The organism is Nonomuraea sp. NPDC059007 (assembly GCF_042740555.1).
GTDB lineage: Bacteria > Actinomycetota > Actinomycetes > Streptosporangiales > Streptosporangiaceae > Nonomuraea.
Map to the genome: position 1 here is coordinate 97,309 of NZ_JBHYJD010000031.1, position 22,202 is coordinate 119,510.

Annotated in this window: 25 protein-coding genes; 14 read left to right on the forward strand and 11 right to left on the reverse strand. The window is 70.2% G+C overall.

Annotated features, from left to right (window positions below; translation table 11 throughout):
• Positions 1-91: 91 nt before the first annotated feature.
• From ACFWY5_RS38520 to ACFWY5_RS38535, 4 genes are all read left to right on the forward strand, one after another.
• The gene (locus tag ACFWY5_RS38520) at positions 92-988 is read left to right on the forward strand and encodes a CoA transferase subunit A (RefSeq protein ID WP_379637712.1); all 897 of its coding nucleotides are present in this window, start codon (positions 92-94) and stop codon (positions 986-988) included.
• On the forward strand, positions 985-1,776 hold the full coding sequence (locus tag ACFWY5_RS38525) for a CoA-transferase subunit beta (protein WP_379614912.1): 792 nt from the start codon (positions 985-987) through the stop codon (positions 1,774-1,776). Before ACFWY5_RS38520 ends, ACFWY5_RS38525 begins: the two co-directional genes overlap by 4 nt.
• On the forward strand, positions 1,773-2,591 hold the full coding sequence (locus tag ACFWY5_RS38530) for a citrate/2-methylcitrate synthase (protein ID WP_379637713.1): 819 nt from the start codon (positions 1,773-1,775) through the stop codon (positions 2,589-2,591). The genes ACFWY5_RS38525 and ACFWY5_RS38530 overlap by 4 nt, the downstream gene beginning before the upstream one ends.
• 124 nt (positions 2,592-2,715) lie before the next feature.
• Positions 2,716-3,321 (forward strand): hypothetical protein, encoded by a 606-nt coding sequence (locus tag ACFWY5_RS38535; RefSeq protein WP_379614916.1) that lies wholly within the window; start codon positions 2,716-2,718, stop codon positions 3,319-3,321.
• Positions 3,322-3,327: 6 nt separating this feature from the next.
• Here ACFWY5_RS38535 and ACFWY5_RS38540 read toward each other — a convergent pair whose 3' ends face one another.
• The gene (locus ACFWY5_RS38540; RefSeq protein WP_379614918.1) at positions 3,328-3,828 is read right to left on the reverse strand and encodes a GNAT family N-acetyltransferase; all 501 of its coding nucleotides are present in this window, start codon (positions 3,826-3,828) and stop codon (positions 3,328-3,330) included.
• Positions 3,829-3,874: 46 nt separating this feature from the next.
• On the opposite strand from ACFWY5_RS38540, the gene ACFWY5_RS38545 reads away from it, so the two are divergent.
• The gene (locus ACFWY5_RS38545; RefSeq protein ID WP_379637714.1) at positions 3,875-5,020 is read left to right on the forward strand and encodes a pyridoxal phosphate-dependent aminotransferase; all 1,146 of its coding nucleotides are present in this window, start codon (positions 3,875-3,877) and stop codon (positions 5,018-5,020) included.
• On the opposite strand, the gene ACFWY5_RS38550 is transcribed toward ACFWY5_RS38545, so the two are convergent.
• The gene (locus tag ACFWY5_RS38550) at positions 5,017-5,937 is read right to left on the reverse strand and encodes a zinc-binding dehydrogenase (RefSeq protein ID WP_379637715.1); all 921 of its coding nucleotides are present in this window, start codon (positions 5,935-5,937) and stop codon (positions 5,017-5,019) included. The two genes, ACFWY5_RS38545 and ACFWY5_RS38550, sit on opposite strands and share 4 nt — an antisense overlap.
• Positions 5,938-6,026: 89 nt before the next feature.
• Here ACFWY5_RS38550 and ACFWY5_RS38555 point away from each other — a divergent pair, with 89 nt between their 5' ends.
• Complete coding sequence (locus ACFWY5_RS38555) at positions 6,027-6,635, forward strand: TetR/AcrR family transcriptional regulator (RefSeq protein ID WP_379637716.1); 609 nt, start codon at positions 6,027-6,029, stop codon at positions 6,633-6,635.
• Positions 6,636-6,640: 5 nt separating this feature from the next.
• Positions 6,641-7,429, forward strand: a complete 789-nt coding sequence (locus tag ACFWY5_RS38560) for a hypothetical protein (protein ID WP_379637717.1) — start codon at positions 6,641-6,643, stop codon at positions 7,427-7,429.
• Here the strand turns inward: ACFWY5_RS38560 and ACFWY5_RS38565 are convergent.
• The 3 genes from ACFWY5_RS38565 to ACFWY5_RS38575 form a co-directional block, all read right to left on the reverse strand.
• Positions 7,426-8,157 (reverse strand): MBL fold metallo-hydrolase, encoded by a 732-nt coding sequence (locus ACFWY5_RS38565; protein ID WP_379637718.1) that lies wholly within the window; start codon positions 8,155-8,157, stop codon positions 7,426-7,428. The two genes, ACFWY5_RS38560 and ACFWY5_RS38565, sit on opposite strands and share 4 nt — an antisense overlap.
• Positions 8,158-8,233: 76 nt before the next feature.
• On the reverse strand, positions 8,234-8,482 hold the full coding sequence (locus tag ACFWY5_RS38570; RefSeq protein WP_379637719.1) for a DUF397 domain-containing protein: 249 nt from the start codon (positions 8,480-8,482) through the stop codon (positions 8,234-8,236).
• On the reverse strand, positions 8,479-9,297 hold the full coding sequence (locus ACFWY5_RS38575; RefSeq protein WP_379614931.1) for a Scr1 family TA system antitoxin-like transcriptional regulator: 819 nt from the start codon (positions 9,295-9,297) through the stop codon (positions 8,479-8,481). Before ACFWY5_RS38575 ends, ACFWY5_RS38570 begins: the two co-directional genes overlap by 4 nt.
• A 139-nt stretch (positions 9,298-9,436) precedes the next feature.
• Here ACFWY5_RS38575 and ACFWY5_RS38580 point away from each other — a divergent pair, with 139 nt between their 5' ends.
• A complete protein-coding gene (locus ACFWY5_RS38580; protein ID WP_379614933.1) occupies positions 9,437-9,781 on the forward strand; it encodes a hypothetical protein in 345 nt (114 codons plus the stop codon).
• Here the strand turns inward: ACFWY5_RS38580 and ACFWY5_RS38585 are convergent.
• The gene (locus tag ACFWY5_RS38585) at positions 9,700-10,134 is read right to left on the reverse strand and encodes an NUDIX domain-containing protein (protein ID WP_379614935.1); all 435 of its coding nucleotides are present in this window, start codon (positions 10,132-10,134) and stop codon (positions 9,700-9,702) included. The genes ACFWY5_RS38580 and ACFWY5_RS38585 overlap by 82 nt on opposite strands.
• Before the next feature lie 141 nt (positions 10,135-10,275).
• On the opposite strand from ACFWY5_RS38585, the gene ACFWY5_RS38590 reads away from it, so the two are divergent.
• Positions 10,276-11,838 carry an alkaline phosphatase family protein gene (locus tag ACFWY5_RS38590; RefSeq protein WP_379637720.1) on the forward strand — a complete coding sequence of 521 codons (1,563 nt, stop codon included), beginning with the start codon at positions 10,276-10,278 and terminating at the stop codon, positions 11,836-11,838.
• Positions 11,839-12,213: 375 nt separating this feature from the next.
• On the opposite strand, the gene ACFWY5_RS38595 is transcribed toward ACFWY5_RS38590, so the two are convergent.
• Positions 12,214-12,507 carry an ArsR/SmtB family transcription factor gene (locus ACFWY5_RS38595; RefSeq protein WP_379614939.1) on the reverse strand — a complete coding sequence of 98 codons (294 nt, stop codon included), beginning with the start codon at positions 12,505-12,507 and terminating at the stop codon, positions 12,214-12,216.
• Between the two features lie 108 nt (positions 12,508-12,615).
• Here ACFWY5_RS38595 and ACFWY5_RS38600 point away from each other — a divergent pair, with 108 nt between their 5' ends.
• Positions 12,616-13,506, forward strand: coding sequence for an LLM class F420-dependent oxidoreductase (locus ACFWY5_RS38600; RefSeq protein ID WP_379637721.1), 891 nt, complete (start codon positions 12,616-12,618; stop codon positions 13,504-13,506).
• Positions 13,507-13,508: 2 nt separating this feature from the next.
• On the opposite strand, the gene ACFWY5_RS38605 is transcribed toward ACFWY5_RS38600, so the two are convergent.
• Together ACFWY5_RS38605 and ACFWY5_RS38610 are read right to left on the reverse strand one after the other, a co-directional pair.
• Positions 13,509-14,141: a DUF47 domain-containing protein gene (locus ACFWY5_RS38605; RefSeq protein ID WP_379637722.1), complete on the reverse strand. Its 633-nt coding sequence runs from the start codon at positions 14,139-14,141 to the stop codon at positions 13,509-13,511.
• Positions 14,142-14,421: 280 nt separating this feature from the next.
• The gene (locus ACFWY5_RS38610; protein WP_379637723.1) at positions 14,422-15,363 is read right to left on the reverse strand and encodes an anion permease; all 942 of its coding nucleotides are present in this window, start codon (positions 15,361-15,363) and stop codon (positions 14,422-14,424) included.
• A gap of 442 nt (positions 15,364-15,805) precedes the next feature.
• Here ACFWY5_RS38610 and ACFWY5_RS38615 point away from each other — a divergent pair, with 442 nt between their 5' ends.
• The 4 genes from ACFWY5_RS38615 to purU are packed head-to-tail and all read left to right on the forward strand — an operon-like array spanning position 15,806 to position 21,033.
• Positions 15,806-16,906, forward strand: a complete 1,101-nt coding sequence (locus ACFWY5_RS38615; protein ID WP_379637724.1) for a pyridoxal-phosphate-dependent aminotransferase family protein — start codon at positions 15,806-15,808, stop codon at positions 16,904-16,906.
• Positions 16,907-16,910: 4 nt separating this feature from the next.
• A complete protein-coding gene (locus ACFWY5_RS38620; RefSeq protein ID WP_184959597.1) occupies positions 16,911-17,834 on the forward strand; it encodes a LysR family transcriptional regulator in 924 nt (307 codons plus the stop codon).
• Positions 17,831-20,197: an FAD-dependent oxidoreductase gene (locus ACFWY5_RS38625; RefSeq protein ID WP_379637725.1), complete on the forward strand. Its 2,367-nt coding sequence runs from the start codon at positions 17,831-17,833 to the stop codon at positions 20,195-20,197. Before ACFWY5_RS38620 ends, ACFWY5_RS38625 begins: the two co-directional genes overlap by 4 nt.
• Entirely contained in the window at positions 20,194-21,033 is an 840-nt protein-coding gene (gene purU / locus ACFWY5_RS38630; protein WP_379614953.1) for a formyltetrahydrofolate deformylase, read from the forward strand. The genes ACFWY5_RS38625 and purU overlap by 4 nt, the downstream gene beginning before the upstream one ends.
• Before the next feature lie 34 nt (positions 21,034-21,067).
• On the opposite strand, the gene ACFWY5_RS38635 is transcribed toward purU, so the two are convergent.
• Entirely contained in the window at positions 21,068-21,418 is a 351-nt protein-coding gene (locus ACFWY5_RS38635) for a VOC family protein (RefSeq protein ID WP_379614955.1), read from the reverse strand.
• Positions 21,415-22,197 (reverse strand): helix-turn-helix domain-containing protein, encoded by a 783-nt coding sequence (locus ACFWY5_RS38640; protein WP_379637726.1) that lies wholly within the window; start codon positions 22,195-22,197, stop codon positions 21,415-21,417. The genes ACFWY5_RS38635 and ACFWY5_RS38640 overlap by 4 nt, the downstream gene beginning before the upstream one ends.
• Positions 22,198-22,202: the final 5 nt, after the last annotated feature.

A 22,202-nucleotide genomic window follows, 5' to 3' on the forward strand; every position in this document is an offset into this window, starting at 1 on the left:
CCACCGAGGCCGTGTCCCGGTTCGTCGAACCCGGCTCGGGCGTCGGGCTGAGTCGATGCGCGTGGGCAGAACATGGACGGAAGTCGTGAGTATGGGAAAGGTTCTCGCGGCCGAGGACGCGGTGGCGCGGTTCGTGCGGGCGGGTGCGGTTGTCGGGATGGGGGGCCAGAACATCAACCGCTGCCCGATGGCGCTGGTCCACGAGGTGATCAGGCAGGGGATCGGCGGGCTCACCGTGGTGGGCTGCAACCTGTCGCTGCCGCTGGACATGCTGGTCGCGTCCGGGCTGGTCGCCCGGACCGAGCAGGGCACGGGCAATCTTGAGCGGTACGGCACGCTGTTCGCCTGGCGGCGGGCGGTGGAGCGGGGTGAGGTGTCGGTGGGCGACCACTCCCACCTGGCCATGGCCACGCGGTTCGCGGCGGGGGCGCTCGGGCTGCCGTTCCTGCCGACGCGCAGCCTGCTCGGGACGGATCTGCTGGAGGACCTGGTGACCTCCGGGGTGGCCGTCGAGTCGGTGGACCCGTGGACGAACAAGCCCGTGGTGCTGCTGAAGGCGTTGACGCCGGATGTGGCGGTGATTCACGCGAATCGCGCCGATGTTTCCGGAAATATCGTGATCGAGGGGGTTACGTCGCATGAAGTGGACATGGTCCGGGCGGCGCGCGTCACCATCGTCTCGGCCGAGCAGGTACTGCCCGCCGGCGCCTTCGCCGACCGGCCCGAGCAGGTGACCATCCCCGAGGCGTACGTCACCGCCGTCGTCGAGCAGCCCTTCGGCGCCTTCCCGACCTCCGTGTACCGGGCCTACGACTTCGCCGAGGCGGAGATCAAGGAGTACCAGGCGCTGGGCCGTACCGGGGACGGGGAGTTGCGCGCGTGGATCGCGGCCAACCTCGGCGGCAGTTTCGACGACCACCTCAGGACCCGCGACGCGTCCGGCGCCCTGCGCGACGGCCTCGTGGAGCAGATGCGGAGACTGGTGTGAGCGACGTGAGCCGGGGAGGCGGCGAGGCGCTGCCGCGCGAACTGCTCGTGGTCGAGGGCGCCCGGCAGATCCGCGACGGCGACCTGGTCATCGTGGGCACCGGGCTGCCGCTGCTGGCCGCCACCCTGGCGCAGAAGACGCACGCCCCCGAGGCCAAGCTGGTCATCGAGTCGGGGGTGGTGTTCCCCAAGGTGGTGCCCACTCCGGTCTCGGTCGTGGACCCGAGGCTGATGCGCGGCGCCGCCCGGCACGGCTCGCTGTTCGAGGCGCTCGGCGGGCTCGTGCAGCGGGGGCTGGTCAGGACCGGATTCCTGGGCGGCGCGCAGGTGGACGAGTACGCCAACATCAACTCCACCTGGGTCCCCAGGCCGGACGGCTCGCAGGTGCGGCTGCCGGGCAGCGGCGGGGCGAACGACATCGCCAGCCATTGCTCGCAGGTCGTCATCCTGACAAATCATGAAAGGCGGCGGTTCCCGGCCCGGTGTGACTACATCACCAGCCCGGGGTTCCTGGGCGGGCCGGGGGAACGAGCCAAAGCCGGGCTCGGCCCGCTGCGCGTCAAGGTCGTCACCGATCTGTGCGTGATGGAGGCCGAGGACTCCGCCCTCACCGTCACGGCGCTGATGCCGGGCGCGACGGCGGATGCCGTACTCGAGCACACCGGCTTTATCCCGAAATTTCGTGAATCGCTGGACCTTGTGGTCCCGCCGGACCCCGAGGAGATCCGCCTCCTGCGCGAGGAGATCGACCCGGCATGTGTGTACTTCCCAGAGAGGAAACCCCGTTGACCGACAAGAAGCCTTTCGCCTGGGAAACGGCGATCGCCTGGAAGAACAAGGACCGCATCGTCGTACGCGGCTACGACGTCAACGAGCTGACCGGCAACATCTCCTTCGCCGAGCACTTCCACCTGGTGCTGAAGGGTGAGCTGCCCACGCCCGAGGTCGGCAGGATGACCGACGCGATCATGGTGAACATGGCCGAGCACGCCATGTCCCCCTCCTCGGCCACGGTCCGCTTCGCCACCAGCGGCGGCGCCGAGCTCAACTCCGCCGTGGCCGCCGGCGTCGCCGGCATCGGCCGCCTGCACGGCACCGCCGACCGCCCGGCCGAGCTGTTCCTGAAGGTCGCCGCGCGGGCCGAGGCGGAGGGCATCGCCGACACCGAGGCCGCCGCGAAGGTCGTCGCCGAGATGCGCGCGGTCAAGGAGCGCATGCCCGGCTTCCACCACGCCCAGCACATCCGCGACCCGCGCACGGTCCGCCTGATGGAGCTGTCGGACAAACTCGGCGTCACCGGCCGGTACGTCACGATCGCCCGCGCGATGGAGGACGCCACCGGGGCCGTCTTCGGCCGCCGGATCTGGATCAACGGCCCCGGCGCCATGGGCTGCATCGGCCTCGATATGGGCTACGAGCCGCCGCAGCTCAAGGCGTTGTTCATCGTGTGCAGGTCGCTGTCGCTGTGCGCGCACTCGATCGAGGAGATGACCAGGGAGAAGGGCTGGCGCGCCTCGTCGAACTCGCACATGGTCCAGCCGCTGGACCTGGCGATGCAGGGTCCGGACAACTACGACGGTCCGGCCGACCGCACGCTCGGCTAGCCAGTGGTGACGCCTGGGACCAGTGGTGTCCATTAGCGGACAAAGGGCACTCTGGGCCTCCGGGGAGGCGATAGCGTGATCGCTTCGGGGTCGGGGGGCTTCGCGCTCAGGCCTGGAGGCACGCATGGCGGTGAGGTCTGCCGTGTCCGCGGTGATCTCGATGATGATGGCGTTCGGATTCGGGACGGTGAGCGGGTGCGGCCACGCCGACCGGCCAGGCGCCCGCGCCCCCGAGACCGCCGCCCTGTCCTTCCTGCCGCAGGTCGCGGTGCCCGACCTCGTGGGGCGCCCGCTCGCGGTGGTCCAGCGTGAGGTGCAGGGCCTCGGTCTGGTCCTCGCGCCGAAGGGCATCTCGCCGCTGTCGGTCTGCCGCCCGGACGAGGTCTGCCACATCTTCGCGGTACGGCCCGCCCCCGGCACCAAACTCGCCTGGGGCGCCAAGGTCGAGGTCTCGTTCCTGACCGCCGCCGAGTCCCGCTTCTACCGCGAGCACCCCCGCATGCCACGCGTCGTGGGCCGGAGCGGCGCCTGGGCGGCGATCGTGTTCAAGCCGGTCATGGGCCTGGTGGACGTGGCGACCCAGCCCGAGCGCGGCCTGCCGCGCGGCACCGACCGGGTGCTGCTCCAGTCGCCGCAGCCGGGCACGCCGCTGGTGTTCGGCCAGCCGGTCAAGTTCGTCGTGGGCGAGAGCCGTGGCGGCAGGCCGTGCGGCGTGCGCTGGTGGTGCTGACGTCGATCAACCGGGCCGGCGATCACTTCCGTAGAGGTGCACCCGCCGGCCTCGGTAGTCGAGGTCGCGCAGGTGGCGGTGACCGATGCGCTCGGCCACCGAGACCGAGCGGGTGTTTCCCGGCAGGATCAGCGAGATCACCTCTTGGGCGCCGAGCTCGGTGAAGCAGTAGCTCAGGGCGGCTTTGGCCGCCTCGGTGGCGTAGCCCTTGCCCCAGTGCTCGCGGGCCAGGCACCAGCCGACGCCCAGTCCGGGGAAGCCGTGGGGCTGCCAGGGTCCCGCCCGGCCGACGAAGCGGCCGCTCGCCTTCTCCACCAGCGCCCAGTGCGAGTAGCCGAGGATCTCGCGATGGCCGATGAACGTGGCCAGGCTGCGCCAGGCGTCGGCCGGTGAGGTGCCCACGGACTCGGCGAGCCCGCCGGCCACGTCGGGGTCGGCGAGCATGGCGGCGTAGGCGTCGAAGTCGGATCCGGTCAGCGGACGCAGAATCAGCCGTTCAGTTTCCATGATCCCAGTATTGACAGCCGGGCCGCGCGGAGGGACCGTGTTCCATATGCGGAACAATGCCCGCTTCGCCCATGTCCAGACCTTCGACATCGACCGGGTGGCCGCGGCCGCCGGAACCGACCCGGACGTGCTGCGCATGGAGAACCTCGACACCGACGTGCCACCGCCGCCGAACGCCGTCACCGCGACCGCACAGGCGCTGGCCACCGGCCAGGGCAACAGCTGGCTGCCCTTCAACGGCCTGCCCGTGCTGCGCGAGGCACTCGCCGCCGACCTGCGCGAGCGCACCGGCCACGACTACGACCCCGCCCGCCAGATCGTCGTGACCTCCAGCGGCACCGCCGCGGTCATGCCCGTCCTGCTCGCCACCACCGAGCCGGGCCAGCGCGTGGTGCTCACCGACCCGACCTACGCCGGCCTCCTGCAGCGCGTACGGCTGGCCGCCGCCCAGCCCCACCTGGTGCCGCTACGCGTGGACGGCGGCATGTGGCGCCTCGACCGCGACGCGCTCGCCCAGGTCACCGAGGCGGCGGCGATCATCATGATGAGCCCGTCGATGCCCGCCGGCGTCGTCCTCACCCACGAGGACTGGACCGCCGTGGCCGAGGCGTGCGAACGCCTGGACGCCTACCTGATCTACGACGCGGCCATGGAGCGCATCGTCTTCGACGGCCACCCGAGGATCAACCCGTGCCGGGTGGACGGCCTGGCCGGGCGGACGATCATCATCGGCTCCATGTCGAAGGAGTACCGGATGATCGGCTGGCGGATCGGCTGGGTGGCCGGACCCGCCGACATCCTGTCCCGCGTGCTGACCGCGGTCACCTACAACACCACGGTGGCCGGCGGCTTCGCCCAGATCGGCGCGGCCGTCGCGCTCAGCGAGCCCAGCGGCGTGGCCGAGGCGGTCGCCGAGTACCAGGCCCGGCACGAGGCCGTGGTCCGCCAGCTCGACGGGCTCCCGCTGGTCCGGGCGGCGGGTGGCTGGTCGTGCCTGGTGGACGCCGAGGAACTCGGCATCGGCGCCCGGGAGCTGTCCGATCGCCTGCTGGCACGCGGCAGGATCGCCGCCACCCCGATGACCGCCTGGGGCGAGGAGGTCGCCCGCCGCTACGTCCGGCTCGTGTACAGCAACGAGCCGGTCAAGCGGCTCAACGAACTGCGCGACCGGTTCGCCGCCGCCCTCGCCTAACCCGTCCTGGGGAGCAGCAGGGTCTTGCCGGTGACCGTCCTGGCCTCCATGGCGGCGTGCGCCTCGGCCGCGCGCGCCAGCGGCAGCCGCCGGCCGATGACCGGCCGCAGCCGTCCCGCCGCGGCCTCGGCCATCGCCAGCCGGGCCAGTTCGCGCAGGTCGGTCCCAGGGAACGCGACGGCGGTGACCCGCGCATCGGGCACGGTCATGGAACCGCCGGCCATCCCGTAGGCGCTGATCCGGCCGCCGTCGCGCAGCAGCGCCTGCGCCGCCGCGCCGATCTCGCCGCCGACGCCGTCGAAGACGACGTCCAGCCCATCCGGTACGGCCGCGCGCACCCGCTCCGTCCAGCCCGGATCGGTGTAGTCGACGGTCAGCTCGGCGCCGAGTTCCTCCGCCAGTGCCCGCTTGCCCACGCCGCTCGCCGCGCCGATCACCCGGGCCCCCGCCGCCGCGGCCAGTTGCACCAGCAGGCTGCCCACCCCGCCGCCGGCCGCCTCGACCAGCACCCACTCACCCGGCCGGGGCGCGGCGGCGGTGAACAATCCCATGGCCGTCCTGCCGTCGGCCAGCAGCGCCACCGCCTCCTCGGCCGACAGCTCTTCCGGCACCGGGATCAACTGCCCGGCCGGGGCGACGGCCAGTTCGGCGTAGCCCCCGGTGCCGCCCAGCGTCGTCACCACGCGGCGCCCGGCGAGCTCTCCGGTCAGCGCGCGGCCGGCCACGCCGTTGCCCAGCACCGCTGGCAGCTCGACCCGGCGCGGCCCCCGGTCGGCGCGCACCTGCGTCTCCACGAACGTCACCCCGGCCGCGGCCACCTCGACCAGCACCTCGCCGGGTCCCGGCACCGGATCGGGGACCTCCTCCTCGGTCAGCCGGTCCGGCCCGCCGTACTCCCGCAGGACGATCGCCTTCATCGCACACCTCACCTCAATAGCGGAGCGCGACGCTCCGGAAGGAAAGCTATAACGGAGCGCAGCGCTCCGCAAGCCGCTATCCTGACCGCATGAGAGGCAGGCAGGCCGAAGCCCGGCGAAATGACCTCAAGCTGCTCGAAGCCGCCCTGGAGGTCTTCACCACCCAGGGCTTCGACGCGCCCGTCTCGGCCATCGCCAAGCGGGCCGGCGTCGGCATGGGCAGCCTCTACCGGCGCTACCGCACCAAGGAGGAGCTCCTGCAGCGGCTCGCCGTGATCTCCATGGAGCGCGCGGCGGGCGCGGCCGAGGACGGGCTGCGCGAGGAGGACCCCTGGCTCGGCCTGGCCGGATACATCCGGGCCTGCGTGGACTTCGGCTCGGGCAGCCTCGCGCCGGTGGCCGGGACGATCGTGGTCACCGAGGAGATGTGGCAGGTCGGCGAGCGGGCCGGCGCCGCCATCGGCGAGCTCATCGGCCGTGCCCGCACCAGCGGCGCGCTGCGGCCCGACGTCACCGACCTGGACATCGCGCTGCTCATCGAGCAGTTCAACCGGCCCGTCGCCGGCGTGCCGCACCTCAGGGATCGGCTGCTCACCCTCGCCCTCGACGGGCTGCGCGCCCCGGAGCCGACTCCGCTGCCCGGCCCCGCTCCAGATCGTCATTGGTATGAATCCCGATGGGGTGAACGGCTACCGTAAGAGACGTGGCGGTTACCAGTTTCGACGACCTCTTCCGCGACCTCGCGCCGGGCGCCAGCGCCCAGGCCGCCGGCATCGCGCGTGGCTACGCCGGTCCGCCGGCCAGATCCGTAACCGCCAGGGCCGGGCTCGACCGGCTGCGCTGCGCCTCCCTGCTCAAACCGCTCTACGCCTGGGCCGCCGCCGCGCACATCGATGACGCCGAGCGCTGGCGCCGCCACGCCGAGCCCGCCGTCGTCGTCTCCTCCAACGCCGACACGCTCAACCTCTGGCTGTCGGTGGGGCCCCGGGTCATCCTCGACACGATCGCCCGCCGTACCGGGGTCGCCTGGTCGCCGCCCAACTCCGACCCGTCGCGCTTCGGCTCCGTCGAGATCGCCGCCGACGAGGTGGCCACCGCCTACGCCGTACTCGCCCAGGCCGCCCTCGCCGGTGAGCCCGTCGCCGCCGCCGTCCTGGGCTGGATGCGCGCGGTCGGGACCGGGCAGACGTACGGCGCGCGCGAGGCGCTGGGCGATCCCGGCGCCGCCGTCAAATGCGGCTGGTACGGCGCCGCCGACGAGACCTGCCTGCGCACGCACGCCGTCGGCATCCTGCCCGGCCCCGGCACGCGGGTCGCGGTGGTGGTGGCGCTGACGGCGCAGCCGTACACCGACGAGATGGAGCGGGAGATCTACCAGGCCAGGGTCGCCGAGGGGCTCGCGGTCGAGGCCGAGCACGAGAAGGTCGGCGGCGAGCTGCTACGCGGCCTGATGGCCACCACCCTGTCCGAGCTGGGCGACCGCTCCGCCTAGAGGTTCAGCACCAGCCCGGCGCGGGTGACGGAGACCTTCCCGGCGAACTCCGCTCCGGCGGCCTCCAGCGCGGGCCGGTCGGTGTGGCCGGGCCACAGATGGGTCAGCACGAGACGGGCCACTCCGGCCGCGGCGGCGATGGTCCCGGCCTGCCGCGCGCTGGACAGATAGGGCGCGTCCTCCTCGGGAACCGTCTCCGGATAGGTGGCCTCGGCCAGGTAGACGTCGGCCTGCCCGGCCAGTTCGGCCAGCGCCGGGCTCGGACCGGTGTCACCGGTGTAGGCGAGCGTGGCGCCGCCGGCGCTCAGGCGCAGGCCGGCGTTGGGTACGTGGTGCGGCAGGTCGAAGACCCGCAACCGGAAGGGCCCCACCTCACCGTCGGCCACCTCGTTCAGGCGGAAGCTGCCCGCCAGCATGCTCGCCTTGTCCAGCGCCAGCACCGCGTCGAGCGCGCCCGGCGGCGCGTACACGGGCAGCGCGGCGGGCGGCCGGTCGCCCAGGGCGCGGGCGCGCAGCAGGGGGTTGAGGTCGGCGCAGTGGTCCGGATGGCCATGGCTGACCAGCACGGCGTCGATCTGCTCGGCGGGAACGATCTCCAGCAGCCTCGGCAGCGTGGCGTAACCGGGATCGACCAGCACCCGGAAACCCTCGTGCTCGACCAGGTAGCCGCTGCACGCCTCACCCGCGGCGGGCCAGGCCCCACATCCCCCCAGAACGGTCAGTCGCATCAGATCATGGTCCCATGTGCGGGCACGCGCGTACCCACACATGGGATGGACATGTCTGGCGGGGGGTTGGGTCTGATTACGGAATCGGCTGGATCAGATCGTCGAATTCGCCGTCCTTCATGCCGAGGCGGAAAGCTTCCCACTCGGCTTCGGTGAAGTACAGCCGCGGTCCGTCGGGGTCTTTGGAATCGCGCAGGACGAAGAGCCGGTCCTGGTCGGGCTTGTGCGTGGCGGTGTCCCCGGTTGCGGCGAGGACGGCCACTTCAACGCAGTCTCCGCCGTTGCTACCGCTTCGGCGGGACTTACGCCATCGGAGAGCGCTCATATCTCCTCCTCTACCTTCGACAGCAAATCTAGGCTTGGGTGAACGGGTAAGGCGAGTGACCGGATGACGTCATACCTCCGTACGATCGACTCGACATCCGGGGGACGATCGGATACGTACCCCTCCCTGGCCGATTCCACGTAGACGAGATCAGGTTCTCCCGGGACTTTCGCGATGACGAACGCGCCGGTGAGCCCGGCCAGCGCCGGGGACTCCTTGGGGACCACCTGGACGCTGACATTGGGCAGGTCGGCGGTCTCCAGCAACGAACGCACCTGCCCGCGCATGGTGGCCGGCGAGCCAACCTGCCGATGCAGCACCCACTCGTCGAGCACCGCCCAGTACATGGGCGGGTCCGGCCGGTGCAGGATCGCCTTCCTCGTCATGCGCGCCGCCGCCGCCTCCTCGGCCTGCTCGGCGGTGGCGGCGGGCTCGCGCATCAGCACCTCGCGGGCGTAGTCCTCGGTCTGCAGCAGGCCGGGGACCAGCAGGGGCTGCCACGTCTGCAGGGTGCTGGCCGACTCCTCGATCTCCAGCCACGGACGGAACCAGGCCGGGTAGGCCGCCTGGCGTACCAGCGGCCACAGCCGGATCAGCTCGCCGCGGGTGTCGAGGACCTCGTCGGCCCGCTCGGCGAAGTCACGCGAGGGCGTGCGCTTGGCGAGTTCGACCGCGCACACCAGCGACAGCGAGTAGTTGAGCCGCTCGGCGAGCTGCTCCTGCGACAAACCCATGCGAACCCGATGTTCGCGGAGTTCCGCGCCAAAAAAGGCAAGCGGGCTCGAACCAGGATCGAGTTCGCGAGCGGCGGGCATCGGGTGCTCCAGGGGGTTCTACACGGTTCTACAAACGAAGCCTCGAGCCATACAGTCTTGTTCTTCCTTGTACCTAGGGTAGTCATCCGAGTGCACTCTGGTATCAAGAATGCGCCAACGACAAGGACATGAGGTACCAATGTCTGCTGTCCACACAGAACGGTCGGAGGATGAACAGCTTGAGCTGCTCGGCTGGGTCCAGGAGGGCCTGGCGGCGCTGGGCGTGCGGGCCCTGCTCGTACGACGGCTGCGGCTCACCCTCGCGCAGAACCGCTACCACCCACCCGAATCCGACGGGCCCGTGCTCGTCTCCGGGCCCGTCACCGTCAACGTCGACGGCGGTTACGTCGTACGGCGCGGCGACACGGTGGCCGTCCTCGGCGAGGTCGAGGAGACCGTCGCCTACATCAGTTCCCTGATCACCTCGGCGAGCTCCGGCGGCTCGACGGAATCGGGTAGCGCGTCCACGGCGAACCACCCGTAACCCAGGTAGGTCTGACGCTCCTCGAGAGTCAGCGATTGGTCGGTGCATACAGGCGACACCGACCTCAATCGCGCCAGGAAGAACGGCTCCGTCTTCACATACCGGATCCCCAGCCAGGTGAAGTCTCGGGCCACGTCGACATAGCGGTCGGTCACGACGTCCCCCGGCAGTCCGGTCTCCTCGGACAACTCCCTCCGGGCCGCGTCGATCGGCTCGTCTCCCGGGTGGAGCCCGCCACCCGGCGGCTCCCAGAGATCCTTGCCGCTGACATGGTCGCGCCAGTGCATGAGCAGCACCGAGCCCTCACGGTCCAGGCAGACGACGCGCGCGGCAGGACGGTCGCTGGTGCTCAATTGGGCCCCCTGAATCCTTGATGGAGAACATCGGAAAGATGGTCTTCACGTCTCTCCCGCCGCCGGAGATCCTCAATCGGAGCCCCAAGCTCGGAGCCCCGAGCGACTCGACCGGAACCGCGAGCGAGGAGAGAACCGCCCGTGCGCAGAATCGCGTCAGCCGCCTTATTGGTCCTGGCCGCCGTGGTCGTCCCGGCACCCGCCGCCTTAGCCGACCCCGGAACCCCGGAGAACAAAGTACTCAACTCCAGCGACGCCCCTCTCGGCGCGGTCGCCGTACCGGCCGTGGCCGACGGCATCAGCTCCGACAAAGTGCTGGTCATCGGCATGGACGGCCTGCGCCACGACCGCATAGCCGCCGCCGACGCCCCCAACCTCGACAACCTCATCGCCACCGGCACCTTCGGCGCCAGCCTTCTGTACACCAACCCCATGGCCGCCACCTCCAGCGGCCCCGGCTGGTCCACGATCGCCACCGGCGTCTGGCCCGACCGGCACGGCGTCAAGGACAACTCCTTCAGCGGCAAGCGCTACGACCTCCACCCCGACTTCCTGACCCGGCTGGAGAACCTCAACCCCGCATACTCCACCTTCGCCGCCCTCGACTGGAAGCCCCTCGGCGACCAGGGCACCTTCGGCACGAAGATCGACTCCAGAGTGATCCTGGACGGCGACGCCAACGGCTACCCCGCCGAGGACGCCCGCATCGCCACCGCCGCCGAGACGGTCCTGCGCCAGCAGAACCCCGACGCCGCGTTCGTCTACTTCGGCAACACCGACATCGTCGCCCACAACAGCGGCGCCGCCAGCCAGGCCTACCTGCGCGCCATCGCCACCCAGGACGCCTACGTCGGCCGCCTCCTGGCCGCCATCAAGGCCCGGCCCAGCTACCCGAGCGAACGCTGGACCATCGTCGTCACCACCGACCACGGCCACACCGACGGCGGCGGACACGGCGGCTCGTCCATGGAGGAACGGCGCACCTTCGTCCTCGCAGCGGGGCCGGGCATCGCCGCCGCCGCCCGGCCACTCGACACCAGGCTCGTGGACGTGACCGCCACCGTCTTCAACGCCCTCCGCCTCGGAGCGCCCGCCGGAATCGACGGCAGGCGGATCGATCAGCGGACCGGCGACCCGTTCGAGAACGTACCGCTGTCCGGGCGGGTCGACGAGACCGGCATACCGGCCGGGGTGCTGGGCTTCAGCCACACAGTCCCCACCTCCTGGACGCTTGACACCACGCGGATGCCCAGCGGAGGCGTGCAGGAGTGGCGCGGATGGTCGTTGACCACCGCCGAGTTCTGGTCGCGGGCCCAGCGGGACCAGTGGCGCGAACTCAACGTCCGCAGCCGAGGAACGTTCGCCGTCGCCGACTCCGACGAGTGGGACGACAAGTCACACGGTTCCGGCCCGTTCGACTCCACCCTGGTGACCGGGGGCTATTCCGTGGCAGGGAAGGCGTCCGTGCGGGTGGGATACACCACGCACTACCGGCCAGAGGGGGCGCAGAAGGCGCAGGTGCTGGTGTCCTTCGACGGTGGCGCCGATGTGCTCGTCAAGAACTACACCGCTGAGACCGTTTCCCAGGTGGAGAGCCTTGTGGTGGGTGTGCCGGGCGGGGCTTCGACGATGAGGGTGAAGTTCCGGTACTTCGACGCCTCCAACAACTGGTACTGGGCAATCGACCAGGTCACCGTCTCCTGACCGCCCGCTTCTTGTTCGGCTCTGGTACGGCGGGGCCGCCTGGTGGGCGGGCTCCGCCGTACATGCTGGGCGCTCCGCCGTACATGCTGGGCCGATCCCACAACCCACACCCGCCCAGCCCCTCCACACCCGCCCCGCACAGACCCGCACCCGCACCTCACCCGCACCTCACCCGCCCGCACCCGCTCCTGACCCGCCCTGACCCGCGCCCCCACATCACCCGCCCCGACCCCGACCCCGACCCCGCGCACGCATTGCCCATCCGCCTCGACGCCCCCATGCCGTCGCGCGCTCGCCCAAGCGCTCTCCCCTGTCACGGTCACGCGGTCTCCACACACGACCGGTGGTGACCCGCGCCGTTGGGATGCCCGCGCCCTAAGGACCCGGCGCAGCCTCGTCCTCGCCCAGCACGAGCGTCAGCAATCCGGGAAACCGGGCGTCGAACTCAGGTCTGCGTAGCCGGTTGAGACGGCGGGCGCCTTCGTCGCGTTGTTCGAGCAGCCCGACGCCGCGCAGCACCGAGAAGTGGTGACTGAGCGTGGACTTGGCGATCGGCAGGTCGTGGAACGTGCCGCAGGGCCGCGTCCAGTCGGGCACCGACGCGAGCTCGCGCACGATCCGCCGCCGCATGGGATCGGCCAGGGCATCCAGAGCAGCCTGAAGGCTCACCTCGACCGGAGAGGTGTGGCTGAGCGACCGCGTTCTGTTCGACTGCGGTCGAACACTCGTGTACTGTTCCATCTCAGTCGAACACTCTACCCTCAAGGAGGCCCGACCATGGACGGTCGCATCGGCGTCTGGCACCCGCTCCTGGGCCGCGGCCCCGCGCAAGCGTCACGGCAAGCCGCCGCCAAGCTGGAATCCCTGGGCTACGGCACGCTGTGGGTCAACGAGGGCCCAGGCAGCCGGGAGCCGTTCGCGGCCGCCGCCATCCTGCTGGCCGCCACGCAGCGGGTGGCGGTAGGCACCGGCATCGCCAACATCTGGGCCAGAGACGCCACGGCCATGTCCGCCGGTGCCGCCACCCTGGGCGAGGCCTTCGAAGGCAGATTCATTCTGGGCATCGGTGTAAGCCACGGCGTCCTGGTAGAGGACAGGGGTCACACGTACGCCAAGCCGATCAGCGCCATGCGTTCCTACCTCGACGCCATGGACCGGACGACCACCGACGTCCCCACCCCGGAGCACCCGGCCCCACGCCTCCTGGCGGCGCTACGCCCGAAGATGCTGGAGTTGTCCCGCGACCGAGCCTCCGGCGCCCACCCCTACTTCGTCCCCCCGGAGCACACCGCGAAGGCCCGCGCCATCCTGGGCAAGGACCGCCTCCTGGTGCCGGAGCAGGCCGTAGTCCTGGAGACCGACCCGTCGAAGGCCCGCCAGATCGCCCGCGCCCACATGCACCCCTACCTGCAACTCCCCAACTACACCAACAACCTGAAGGACCTGGGCTTCACCGAGGCCGACCTGGCGGACGGCGGCAGCAACCGCCTGGTAGACGCCATCGTCGCCTGGGGCACGGAAGAGTCGGTGGTGAAGCGCATCCAAGCCCACTGGGACGCAGGAGCCGACCATGTGGCCCTCCAGCCCCTGTCCCCAGAACGTCCCAACCTGGACCACGCCCTGACCCAGCTGGAACACCTGGCCCCAGCCTTGGCTCTGCAGCCCTAGCCTCACCGCTTCATGGCCCCGTCGGCGATGGCGTCGGCAGCGTCCCCGATCGCCATCCCGACAATCTCCAGCCGCCGTACGAGCTCTCGCTCCTTGAGCGCCAGAGAAGTGACCTCCCCAGAGAAGATCCGCGAAATCTCGTATTGGTACATCCGCCGAATAGCCCCACCGGCCTTCTTCGCCTCCAGCGCGTCATGCGCAGCGGCAGAAGGCCGGGCCGCGAGATTCCGCACGGCATCCTCAAGCGCGTCAATGCCCACGATCACCTGATCAAGCATCGGCGAAAACCGAATCTGATCAGGCACCCGATAAAGATGCGACTCCCGCACAAAGTCCCGCAATGAATCCAGCACATCATCAATAGACCGCGACAGTCGAAACAAATCCTCCCGATCAATAGGCGTGACCAGCGCACTCTTCAGCTCATCCACCAGCCTGCGCCGCTCCTCATCCCCCAGATGCTCGATGGCCCGCATCTGCTCATGCGCCCCCGTCCGCCCCACCTCCCCACCGATCATCGCCATGGCCAGCCAAGCCCCGGCCTTGGTCGCCTCAAGCTGCCCCAGCAACGCCTCGGTCAGCGCCCGATCCATCCGCCCCGCAACCAGATCCCGAACCCGCCGCAACCGCCCCACTCCCACCCTCCACTCCACTCACTTGCGGCCTCGCCCCACCCAGCCACTCACTTACGGCCTCGCCCCACACCCAACTCCTCCTGCCCCACCGCACCACCCGACGCGCAATCCCACCCTGCCGACGACGTTGCCCGACGTTCAGAGCCACCTGGCACGCGACGCTGCCCCACGGACGGAGCCCACCTACAGGCCGCCCGTGTGCATGTGGCTGCCCGCGTGCTCCGCTGGCACGCCCCACTGCTCCGCCCGACGTGAAGTCCGCCCGACGTGAAGGTGGGGTTCATGGGATGGCCTTGGCTGTCCAGGCGGTCAGTCCGGCCAGGAGGGCGCTGGCGGGGAGGGTCAGGAGCCAGGCGGTGGTGATTTTGACGGCGGCGTACCAGCGGACTCGGCCGCCGCCCCCGGTCATGCCGGCGCCGATGAGGGCGCCGGCCACCGCTTGGGTCATGCTGACCGGCATGCCGGCGGCGGCGCTGGCGATGACCGCGCCACCGGCGGCCAGCTCGGCGGCCACCCCGTGCAGGGGGCGCGAGACGATGATCTCGCGGGACAGGAGGCGGCCCGCCTTCGGGAGGCCGTACAGGGCGCCCAACCCGAAGAGGGCGGCGGTCAGGGCGGTCGTGCCCAGGTCGAGGTCTGTGGTGCCGATGGCGATGATGAACACCGCCAGCATCTTCTGGCCGTCGTTGGCGGCATAGGCCACACACTGCACAATGAACGCCACCCGGTGCCAGCTGGGCAGGCTGTGAGCGTTGGCCAGGCGGAGCAGCAGGAGCGTCACCGCCCACGCCACCAGTGCGCCGACCACCGGTGCCGCCAGGCCGAACCCCAGCACCAGCGCCACCGAACCCGCTGACACCGGTAATCCCCAGCCGAGCCCGGCGCCGGTCAGCCCGCCGACGATGGCCAGGGTGAGACTGGTGGGACGACCTTTCGCACTCAACACCAGCACGACTGTCAGCGAGCACATCACGGCGATGGTCATCGCATATCTGCCGCCCGGATCGTGGAACGTGGCCAGACGATTGACGAACGTCAGTGCCACCTGATGCGTTGCCAGGGGGATCAGTGCCACCATCGCGACGAGGGTGAGGATTCCGGTGGCGGGCCGGACGGTCGGGAGTTTGAGGCCGGTGGCCAGAATCGCGCCGCCGTCGTTCATGCCGGAAACGACCGCGAACAGGCCCGCGACCACGACCAACACGAAGACGTCCAACGGCATGCGCTCCATCCCATTCCGCCCGGACACGCCCCGGCAAGAGGCATTCGGCTATGGCGCCCATAGCCCCTTCACCCTCCGCCTCCCTTGCCGCCGCCCCGGAACTGCTGCTTTTCGGCGGGCGATCGGGTCGGCCTGTGTGGGGCCGCTTGCTGGGTCGCGACGAGGTCCGGCCGCGTTGGACGGTGTGGCGGTGCCGTGTGCCGGTTTCGGTGGATGCGGGCGGAGGTGGATGCGGGCGGAGGTGGATGCGGGCGGAGGTGGGTGCGGGCGGAGGTGGGTGCGCAGACGCGCGGGGCGAGGGAAAGGGGCGAGGAAGGGGCAGCCGAGGGATGGGGTGGCAAGGGGGAAAGGGCTATGGAGGGTATAGGGAAAGGCGGCTGTCACTACGGTGACCTGGCCAAGTAGCGTCCGTAATGCCCGATACCTTCCCAAGATCGAGTGGATGATGGACGAAGAGCTCATTCTGTTGAATCCCGGTCCGGCCTGTACCTCGAAGCGGGTCAAAGACGCCCTGCTCCGCGGTGACCTGTGCCACCGCGAGCCGGAGTTCACCGAGCTGCTGTTCAGGATCCGGGAGGCGCTGCCCCGTTCCCTGAACCTCGGTGGCACCCACGAGGCGCTCCTGGTCACCGGCTCCGGTACGGCGGCGATGGAGATGGCGGTCATCAGCTCCGTCCGCGCAGGCCGCGGCGTGATCATCGTGAACAACGGCGTTTACGGTGACCGGATGATCAGGATCGCCAAGGCGCACGGCATCCCGTTCCACGAGGTCAGGAGCGACTGGACGGTCCCGGCCGATCCGCGGGAGGTGGAGGCGGCGCTCGTGGAGCACGCGGACATCGATGCCGTCGTCTGCGTGCACCACGAGACCACCACCGGCCTGATCAACCCGATCAAGGAGATCGGCGAGGTCGTGGCGGCCCACGGGGCGTTGTTCGTGATCGACGCCATCTCCGGCACGGCGATCGAGGATCAGGACCTGTCCGAGGTCAAGGCGGATGTCGTCTGCGGCACCGCCAACAAGGGGCTCCACGGGCAGCCGGGCATGTCGTTCATCCTGTGCGGCGAGCGGTCGATCGAACGCATCCAGGAAGTACCCGAACGCAGCCTCTACCTGAACGCGGCCAGCTACCTGAAGGGCCAGCGCAACGGCGACGTGCCGTTCACCCCGGCGGTCCAGGTCTGCTACGCGCTGGACGAGGCGATCAAGGAGTACGAGGAGGCAGGCGGGTTCGCGGCCAGGACGAAGCTGTACCGGGAGCGGGCGGCGCTGGTGCGGGGGCAGTTCGAGCGCCTCGGGCTGCGGATTCTGGTTGATGAACGGTTCCGGTCCAACACGGTGACGATGCTTCACCTGCCGGAAAGCGTGACGTACGCATCCCTTCATGACGAGCTCAAAAAGCGTGGGTACGTTATCTACGCTGGTCAAGGGCAGCTTTCGCGAGATTTCTTCCGGATCTGCACCATGGGGGAGATCCCCTGGCACCGGCTGGAGCAGTTGGAGGACGCGCTCCGGGAGTCCATCGAGGTAGCTAGGGGTTAACACGATGCAGCTCAACCTGCACCGGCTCTGGATCTTCATGACCGTGGTCGAATGCGGCGGCTTCTCGGCGGCCGCGCAGAAGCTCTACCTGAGCCAGCCATCGGTGTCGCACCAGGTCAGGCAGCTTGAGCAGTCGCTTCGTACCACCCTGATCGACCGCAGCGGCGCGCGGATCAGGCTGACGCCCGAGGGCGAGGTCATGCTGGAGTACGCCAAGCGCGTCTTCCTCCTGGCCGACGAGGCCGTGGCGGCGATCCGCCAGGTGTCGGGCCTGCAGACCGGCACGCTGGTCGCGGGCGGTACCACCACGGTCGGCACGTACCTGCTGCCCCCGCTCCTGGCCGCCTTCCGCGACCGGCACCCCGGCATCGAGATCGGCATCCAGGTCGGCAACGCGCAGCAGGTCGAGCGCGGGCTGGTCGACGGTGAGATCGGCGTGGCGGTGCTGGCGGGCGAGCCGAGCGCCGCGCAGCTGGTCAGCGAGCCGATCCTGGAGGATCGCCTCGTCCTCATCACGCAGCCGGGCCACAAGCTCTCTTCCACGGGTACTGCGGAGCCGCACGAGCTGGCCGGCGAGCTGTTCCTGATCCGCGAGCCGGGCTCGTCCACGAGGGAACTCCAGGAAGAGGCGCTGGAGACGTGGGGTCTGGAAGCGGCCGGCCGTACCGAGATATGGGGGCCGGAGACGATCAAGCAGGCCGTCGCGGCCGGGCTGGGCGTCTCGCTGCTGTCGGAGCACTGCGTGGAGCAGGAGCTCGCCGACGGGCGGCTGGCGGCGGTGGCGGTCGCGCCGGTGCCGAAGCCGCGCCCGATCGTCCTGGCGCACCGCCGCGACCGCCTGCTCGGCCCCGCCGAGCAGGCCTTCATCGCCATGCTGCGGAACGTGCGCAGCTGGCCGGGGATCAACAGGTTGAGGAGCATTTCTTGAAGGCGCTGCCCTCCCGCGCGCAGGTTGTGATCATCGGTGGCGGCATCGTCGGCGCGAGCGTGGCCTACCACCTGGCCGAGCTCGGCTGGACCGACGTCGTGGTGCTGGAGCAGGGGCAACTGTCCTGCGGTACCACCTGGCACGCGGCCGGGCTCGTGGGCCAGTTGCGCAGCACCGAGAGCATGACGAGGCTGATCCAGTACAGCACCGACCTGTACGCGAGGCTTGAGGCGGAGACCGGTTTCGGCACCGGCTGGAAGCAATGCGGCAGCGTGAGCGTCGCCCGTACCCGCGAACGCATGACGCAGCTCAGGCGCACCGCCGCCCAGGCCCGCAACTACGGCGTGCGCGCCGAGATCATCACCGCCGCGCAGGCCCAGGAGTTGTGGCCGGTCATGCGGGTGGACGACGTCGTGGGCGGCGTCTGGCTGCCGGGCGACGGCAAGGCCAACCCCTCCGACCTCACCCAGGCGCTGGCCCGCGGCGCCCAGCGGCGCGGCGTGCGGGTGATCGAGCGTGTCCGCGTCACCGGCGTCACCGTCAAGGACGGCGTGGTGAGATCGGTGAGCACGTCCGAGGGCGAGATCGAGGCCGACTACGTCGTCAACTGCGCCGGCCAGTGGGCCAAGGAGATCGGGCGCATGGCCGGGGTGACGGTGCCCCTGCACTCCGCCGAGCACTTCTACGTGGTCACCGAGCAGATCGAGGGCGTCCGTCCGGATCTGCCCGTCCTGCGCGACCCGGATGGCTATGCCTACTTCAAGGAGGAGGTCGGCGGCCTGGTCGTGGGCGGGTTCGAGCCGGACGCGAAGCCGTGGGGCATGGACGGCATCCCGTACCCGTTCGAGTTCCAGCTTCTGGAGGAGGACTGGGACCAGTTCTCCATCATCATGGAGAACGCGATCCACCGCGTCCCCGCCCTGGAGACGACCGGCGTGCGCATGTTCTACAACGGCCCGGAGTCGTTCACTCCGGACAACATGTTCCTGCTCGGCGAGGCGCCCGAGGTGCGCGGGTTCTTCGTCGGCGCCGGCTTCAACTCCGCGGGCATCGCCTCGGCGGGCGGCGCGGGCCGGGCGCTGGCCGAGTGGATCGTGAACGGCGCGCCGACCAGCGACCTGTGGCCCGCCGACCTGCGCCGTTTCGCCCGCTGGGCGGACAACGACACCTGGCTGCGCGACCGTGTCACCGAGACGCTCGGCCTGCACTACGCCATGTCCTGGCCGAACAAGGAGCTGGAGACGGCCAGGCCGCTGCGCCGCTCGCCGGTGCACCACCTGCTCGCCGCGGCGGGCGCGTGTTTCGGCTCGAAGATGGGCTGGGAGCGGGTCAACTATTTCGGCACAGCAGCGCCATACACCTTCGGCAGACCCGAATGGCAGCAGCGGGTGAACGCGGAGATCAACGCGTGCAGGACGGAGGCGGCGCTGTTCGACCAGACGTCGTTCGGCAAGTTCACGCTCAAGGGCCGGGACGCGGCGGTGGCGCTGCAGTGGCTGTGCACGGCCGACGTGGACGTCGAGGTGGGCCGGGTCGTCTACACGGGCCTGCTCAACGACCGGGGCGGCTACGAGTCGGACCTGACGGTGACGCGGGTGGCGCACGACGAGTACCTGATCGTGACGGGTTCCGCGCAGAGCACGCGGGACTTCGACGTCATCTCCAAGGGCCTCGGCGAGCACCGTGCCGTCCTGGTGGACGTCACCGGTACATACGCCGTCTTCAGCGTCATGGGCCCTAAATCGCGAGAAATCCTGCAAAGCGTGTCGAAGGCGGATTTTTCGGCATTCGCCGTGGGCGCCTCGCGGCTCGTCGACCTCGGCTACGCCACCGTGCGCGCCACCCGGATGACCTACGTGGGCGAGCTGGGCTGGGAGCTGTACGTCCCGTCCGAGTTCGCCGTCACCGTCTACGAGACCCTGCTCGCGACCGGCCTGACCCAGGCCGGTTACTACGCCATCGAGGCCATGCGCATCGAGAAGGGCTACCGCGCGTGGGGCCGCGAGCTCGGCCCCGAGGTCACGCCCGCCGCGGCCGGACTCCGCTTCACCTGCAAGAAGACCGGCGGCTACCGAGGTGCGGACCGGGCCATGGACGACCGGGGCCGCCACGTCGTCTCCATCGTGCTCGACGACCCCGAGGCCCACCTGTGGGGCGGCGAGTCGCTGCTGCGCGACGGCGAGCCGGTCGGCTACGTCACCTCCGCCGCCTACAGCCCGACGCTCGGCGCCTCGGTCGCGCTCGGTTTCGTGAGCGATGCCGCGATGGAGAAGGCTCAGGTGGATGTCGCCGGAGAGATGTACTCTGCCCAGATCAGCCGTAAGGCGCCCTACGATCCCACCTCTTCGAGAGTGAAGGCATGAGCACATCCGAATTCGTCCTGACGCTGTCCTGTCCCGACCGGCCCGGCGTCGTCGCCGCGGTCTCGGGTCTGCTGGCAGAGCACGGCTGCAACATCAAGGAGAGCCAGCAGTTCGGTGACGAGCGGTTCTTCATGCGGGTGCAGTTCACCGCGCCCCTGGCCGAGGACGAGCTCAGGGCGGCCTTCGCCGCCCTGGCCCCCGAATTCGCCATGGAGTTCACGTTGCGCGACGTGGCGCGCAAGATGCGGGTGCTCATCATGGTCAGCAAGTTCGACCACTGCCTGAACGACCTGCTCTACCGGGTACGCTCCGGCGCCCTGGACATCGAGATCGTCGGCGTCGCCTCCAACCACCCCGACCTGCGGCCGCTCACCCAGTCCTACGGCATCGACTACCACCACCTGCCGGTCACCCCCGAGACCAAGCAAAGGCAGGAGGCCGAGGTGCTCACGCTGGTCGAGCACTACCAGGCCGAGCTGGTCGTGCTGGCCCGCTACATGCAGGTCCTGTCGGAGGACCTGTGCGAGAAGCTCGCCGGGCGGGCGATCAACATCCACCACTCGTTCCTGCCGTCTTTCAAGGGCGCCAAGCCGTACCACCAGGCGCACGCGCGCGGCGTCAAGCTGATCGGCGCGACCGCCCACTACGTCACCTCCGACCTCGACGAGGGCCCCATCATCGAGCAGGAGGTCGCGCGGGTCAGCCACGGCAACACGCCGCAGGATCTCGTGCGGATCGGGCGGGACGTGGAGTGCGTGGCGCTGGCCAGGGCGGTGAAGTGGCACACCGAGCAGCGGGTGCTGCTCGACGGCCACAAGACCATCGTCTTCCCCTGAGAACACCTCCTCGTGGAGGTGAGGAGGGACTGTGCTAAGGGCGGTAGGTGCCGAAGTACCAGGTGTTGCCCTCGGGGTCGGCGCAGCCGTACTCGCGCGAGCCGTAGGGCTGGTCGACCAGTTCCATGGTGATCGTGGCGCCCGCCGCCTTGGCGTGGTCGTGGTGGGCGTCGGGGTCGTCGACGGCGACGTAGATGCCCGGCCCGCCCGGCTGCCCCTTGCCGATCATGATCATGTCCTCACCGATCAGCAGCTCGGCGTGGACGACCGCGCCCGAGTCGTCCTTGCTGACCTCGTGGGCGGTGAAGCCGAAGGCGGCGGCCAGGAAGTCGATCGCCTTGGCCGGGTCCTCGTAGCGCGCGAGCGCGAAAACTGTGCGTGTCATACGGCCGAGTCTGCCGTGGCCCCGGCCGGGGGTCTTGGAAAAATCTGACCGGGTGTTTCTCCGCAGAACAGGCGGAAGTCCCTGTTCATGTGCGCCTGGTCGTAGTAGCCGCACGCCGCCGCGGTCCGGGCGGGCGGGACACCGGTACGCAGCATCCGCCGCGCCCGGTCGAACCTGATCAGCCGCCCCGCCGCCTTCGGCGCCAGCCCGATCTCGTCGTGGAACCGCGCGACCAGATGCCGGTGGCTCCAGCCGAGCTCGTCCGACAGGGCCGCCGCGCTCACCGAGCCGCCGGACTCCAGCAGCCGCGCCCAGGCCCAGCCGACCTCGCCGCGCGGCTCGGGGCCGCCGTGGATGCGCGTGGTCAGCATCGACTCGAACAGCGCCAGCCGTTCCGGCCAGCCCTCCACCTGGCCGAGCCGTTGTGTCCAGCCCGCGAGCAGGTCGTCGGCCGGGAGCACCAGGTTGGTCAGCTCACGCATCGGCACGCCGTACAGGCGACGTGCCCCGAACGGGGTGAGCAGCGCCTCCACGCCCTCGGTGGGCGCCTGGGTCGTGGTGACGGTGTAGCGGTCGGACAGGCCGCCGGTGAAGGAGGTGAACCGGCCGCCGTCGACCTGCATCGGCGCGCCGAACCCGATGATGAGCACCGCGCCCGGCAGGGCCGGTTCCAGGCGGACGTGGGGCTGCGCGTACCGCTCGCGGTAGGCGTACAGCCCCATGACGTACGGCCGCAGCGCGGGCCCGGGGACCCGCTCGACCACCGTCAGGTCGTCCACACTCC

Coding starts and splice junctions, on each gene's coding strand:
- ACFWY5_RS38550 (WP_379637715.1), bottom strand. CDS start 5,937: ATGAAGGCGATCGTCCTGCGGGAGTACGGCGGGCCGGACCGGCTGACC.
- ACFWY5_RS38540 (WP_379614918.1), bottom strand. CDS start 3,828: ATGGAAACTGAACGGCTGATTCTGCGTCCGCTGACCGGATCCGACTTC.
- ACFWY5_RS38565 (WP_379637718.1), bottom strand. CDS start 8,157: ATGCGACTGACCGTTCTGGGGGGATGTGGGGCCTGGCCCGCCGCGGGT.
- ACFWY5_RS38620 (WP_184959597.1), top strand. CDS start 16,911: ATGCAGCTCAACCTGCACCGGCTCTGGATCTTCATGACCGTGGTCGAA.
- ACFWY5_RS38575 (WP_379614931.1), bottom strand. CDS start 9,297: ATGCCCGCCGCTCGCGAACTCGATCCTGGTTCGAGCCCGCTTGCCTTT.
- ACFWY5_RS38555 (WP_379637716.1), top strand. CDS start 6,027: ATGAGAGGCAGGCAGGCCGAAGCCCGGCGAAATGACCTCAAGCTGCTC.
- ACFWY5_RS38615 (WP_379637724.1), top strand. CDS start 15,806: ATGATGGACGAAGAGCTCATTCTGTTGAATCCCGGTCCGGCCTGTACC.
- purU (WP_379614953.1), top strand. CDS start 20,194: ATGAGCACATCCGAATTCGTCCTGACGCTGTCCTGTCCCGACCGGCCC.
- ACFWY5_RS38635 (WP_379614955.1), bottom strand. CDS start 21,418: ATGACACGCACAGTTTTCGCGCTCGCGCGCTACGAGGACCCGGCCAAG.
- ACFWY5_RS38545 (WP_379637714.1), top strand. CDS start 3,875: ATGCGGAACAATGCCCGCTTCGCCCATGTCCAGACCTTCGACATCGAC.
- ACFWY5_RS38520 (WP_379637712.1), top strand. CDS start 92: ATGGGAAAGGTTCTCGCGGCCGAGGACGCGGTGGCGCGGTTCGTGCGG.
- ACFWY5_RS38610 (WP_379637723.1), bottom strand. CDS start 15,363: ATGCCGTTGGACGTCTTCGTGTTGGTCGTGGTCGCGGGCCTGTTCGCG.
- ACFWY5_RS38570 (WP_379637719.1), bottom strand. CDS start 8,482: ATGAGCGCTCTCCGATGGCGTAAGTCCCGCCGAAGCGGTAGCAACGGC.
- ACFWY5_RS38580 (WP_379614933.1), top strand. CDS start 9,437: ATGTCTGCTGTCCACACAGAACGGTCGGAGGATGAACAGCTTGAGCTG.
- ACFWY5_RS38535 (WP_379614916.1), top strand. CDS start 2,716: ATGGCGGTGAGGTCTGCCGTGTCCGCGGTGATCTCGATGATGATGGCG.
- ACFWY5_RS38600 (WP_379637721.1), top strand. CDS start 12,616: ATGGACGGTCGCATCGGCGTCTGGCACCCGCTCCTGGGCCGCGGCCCC.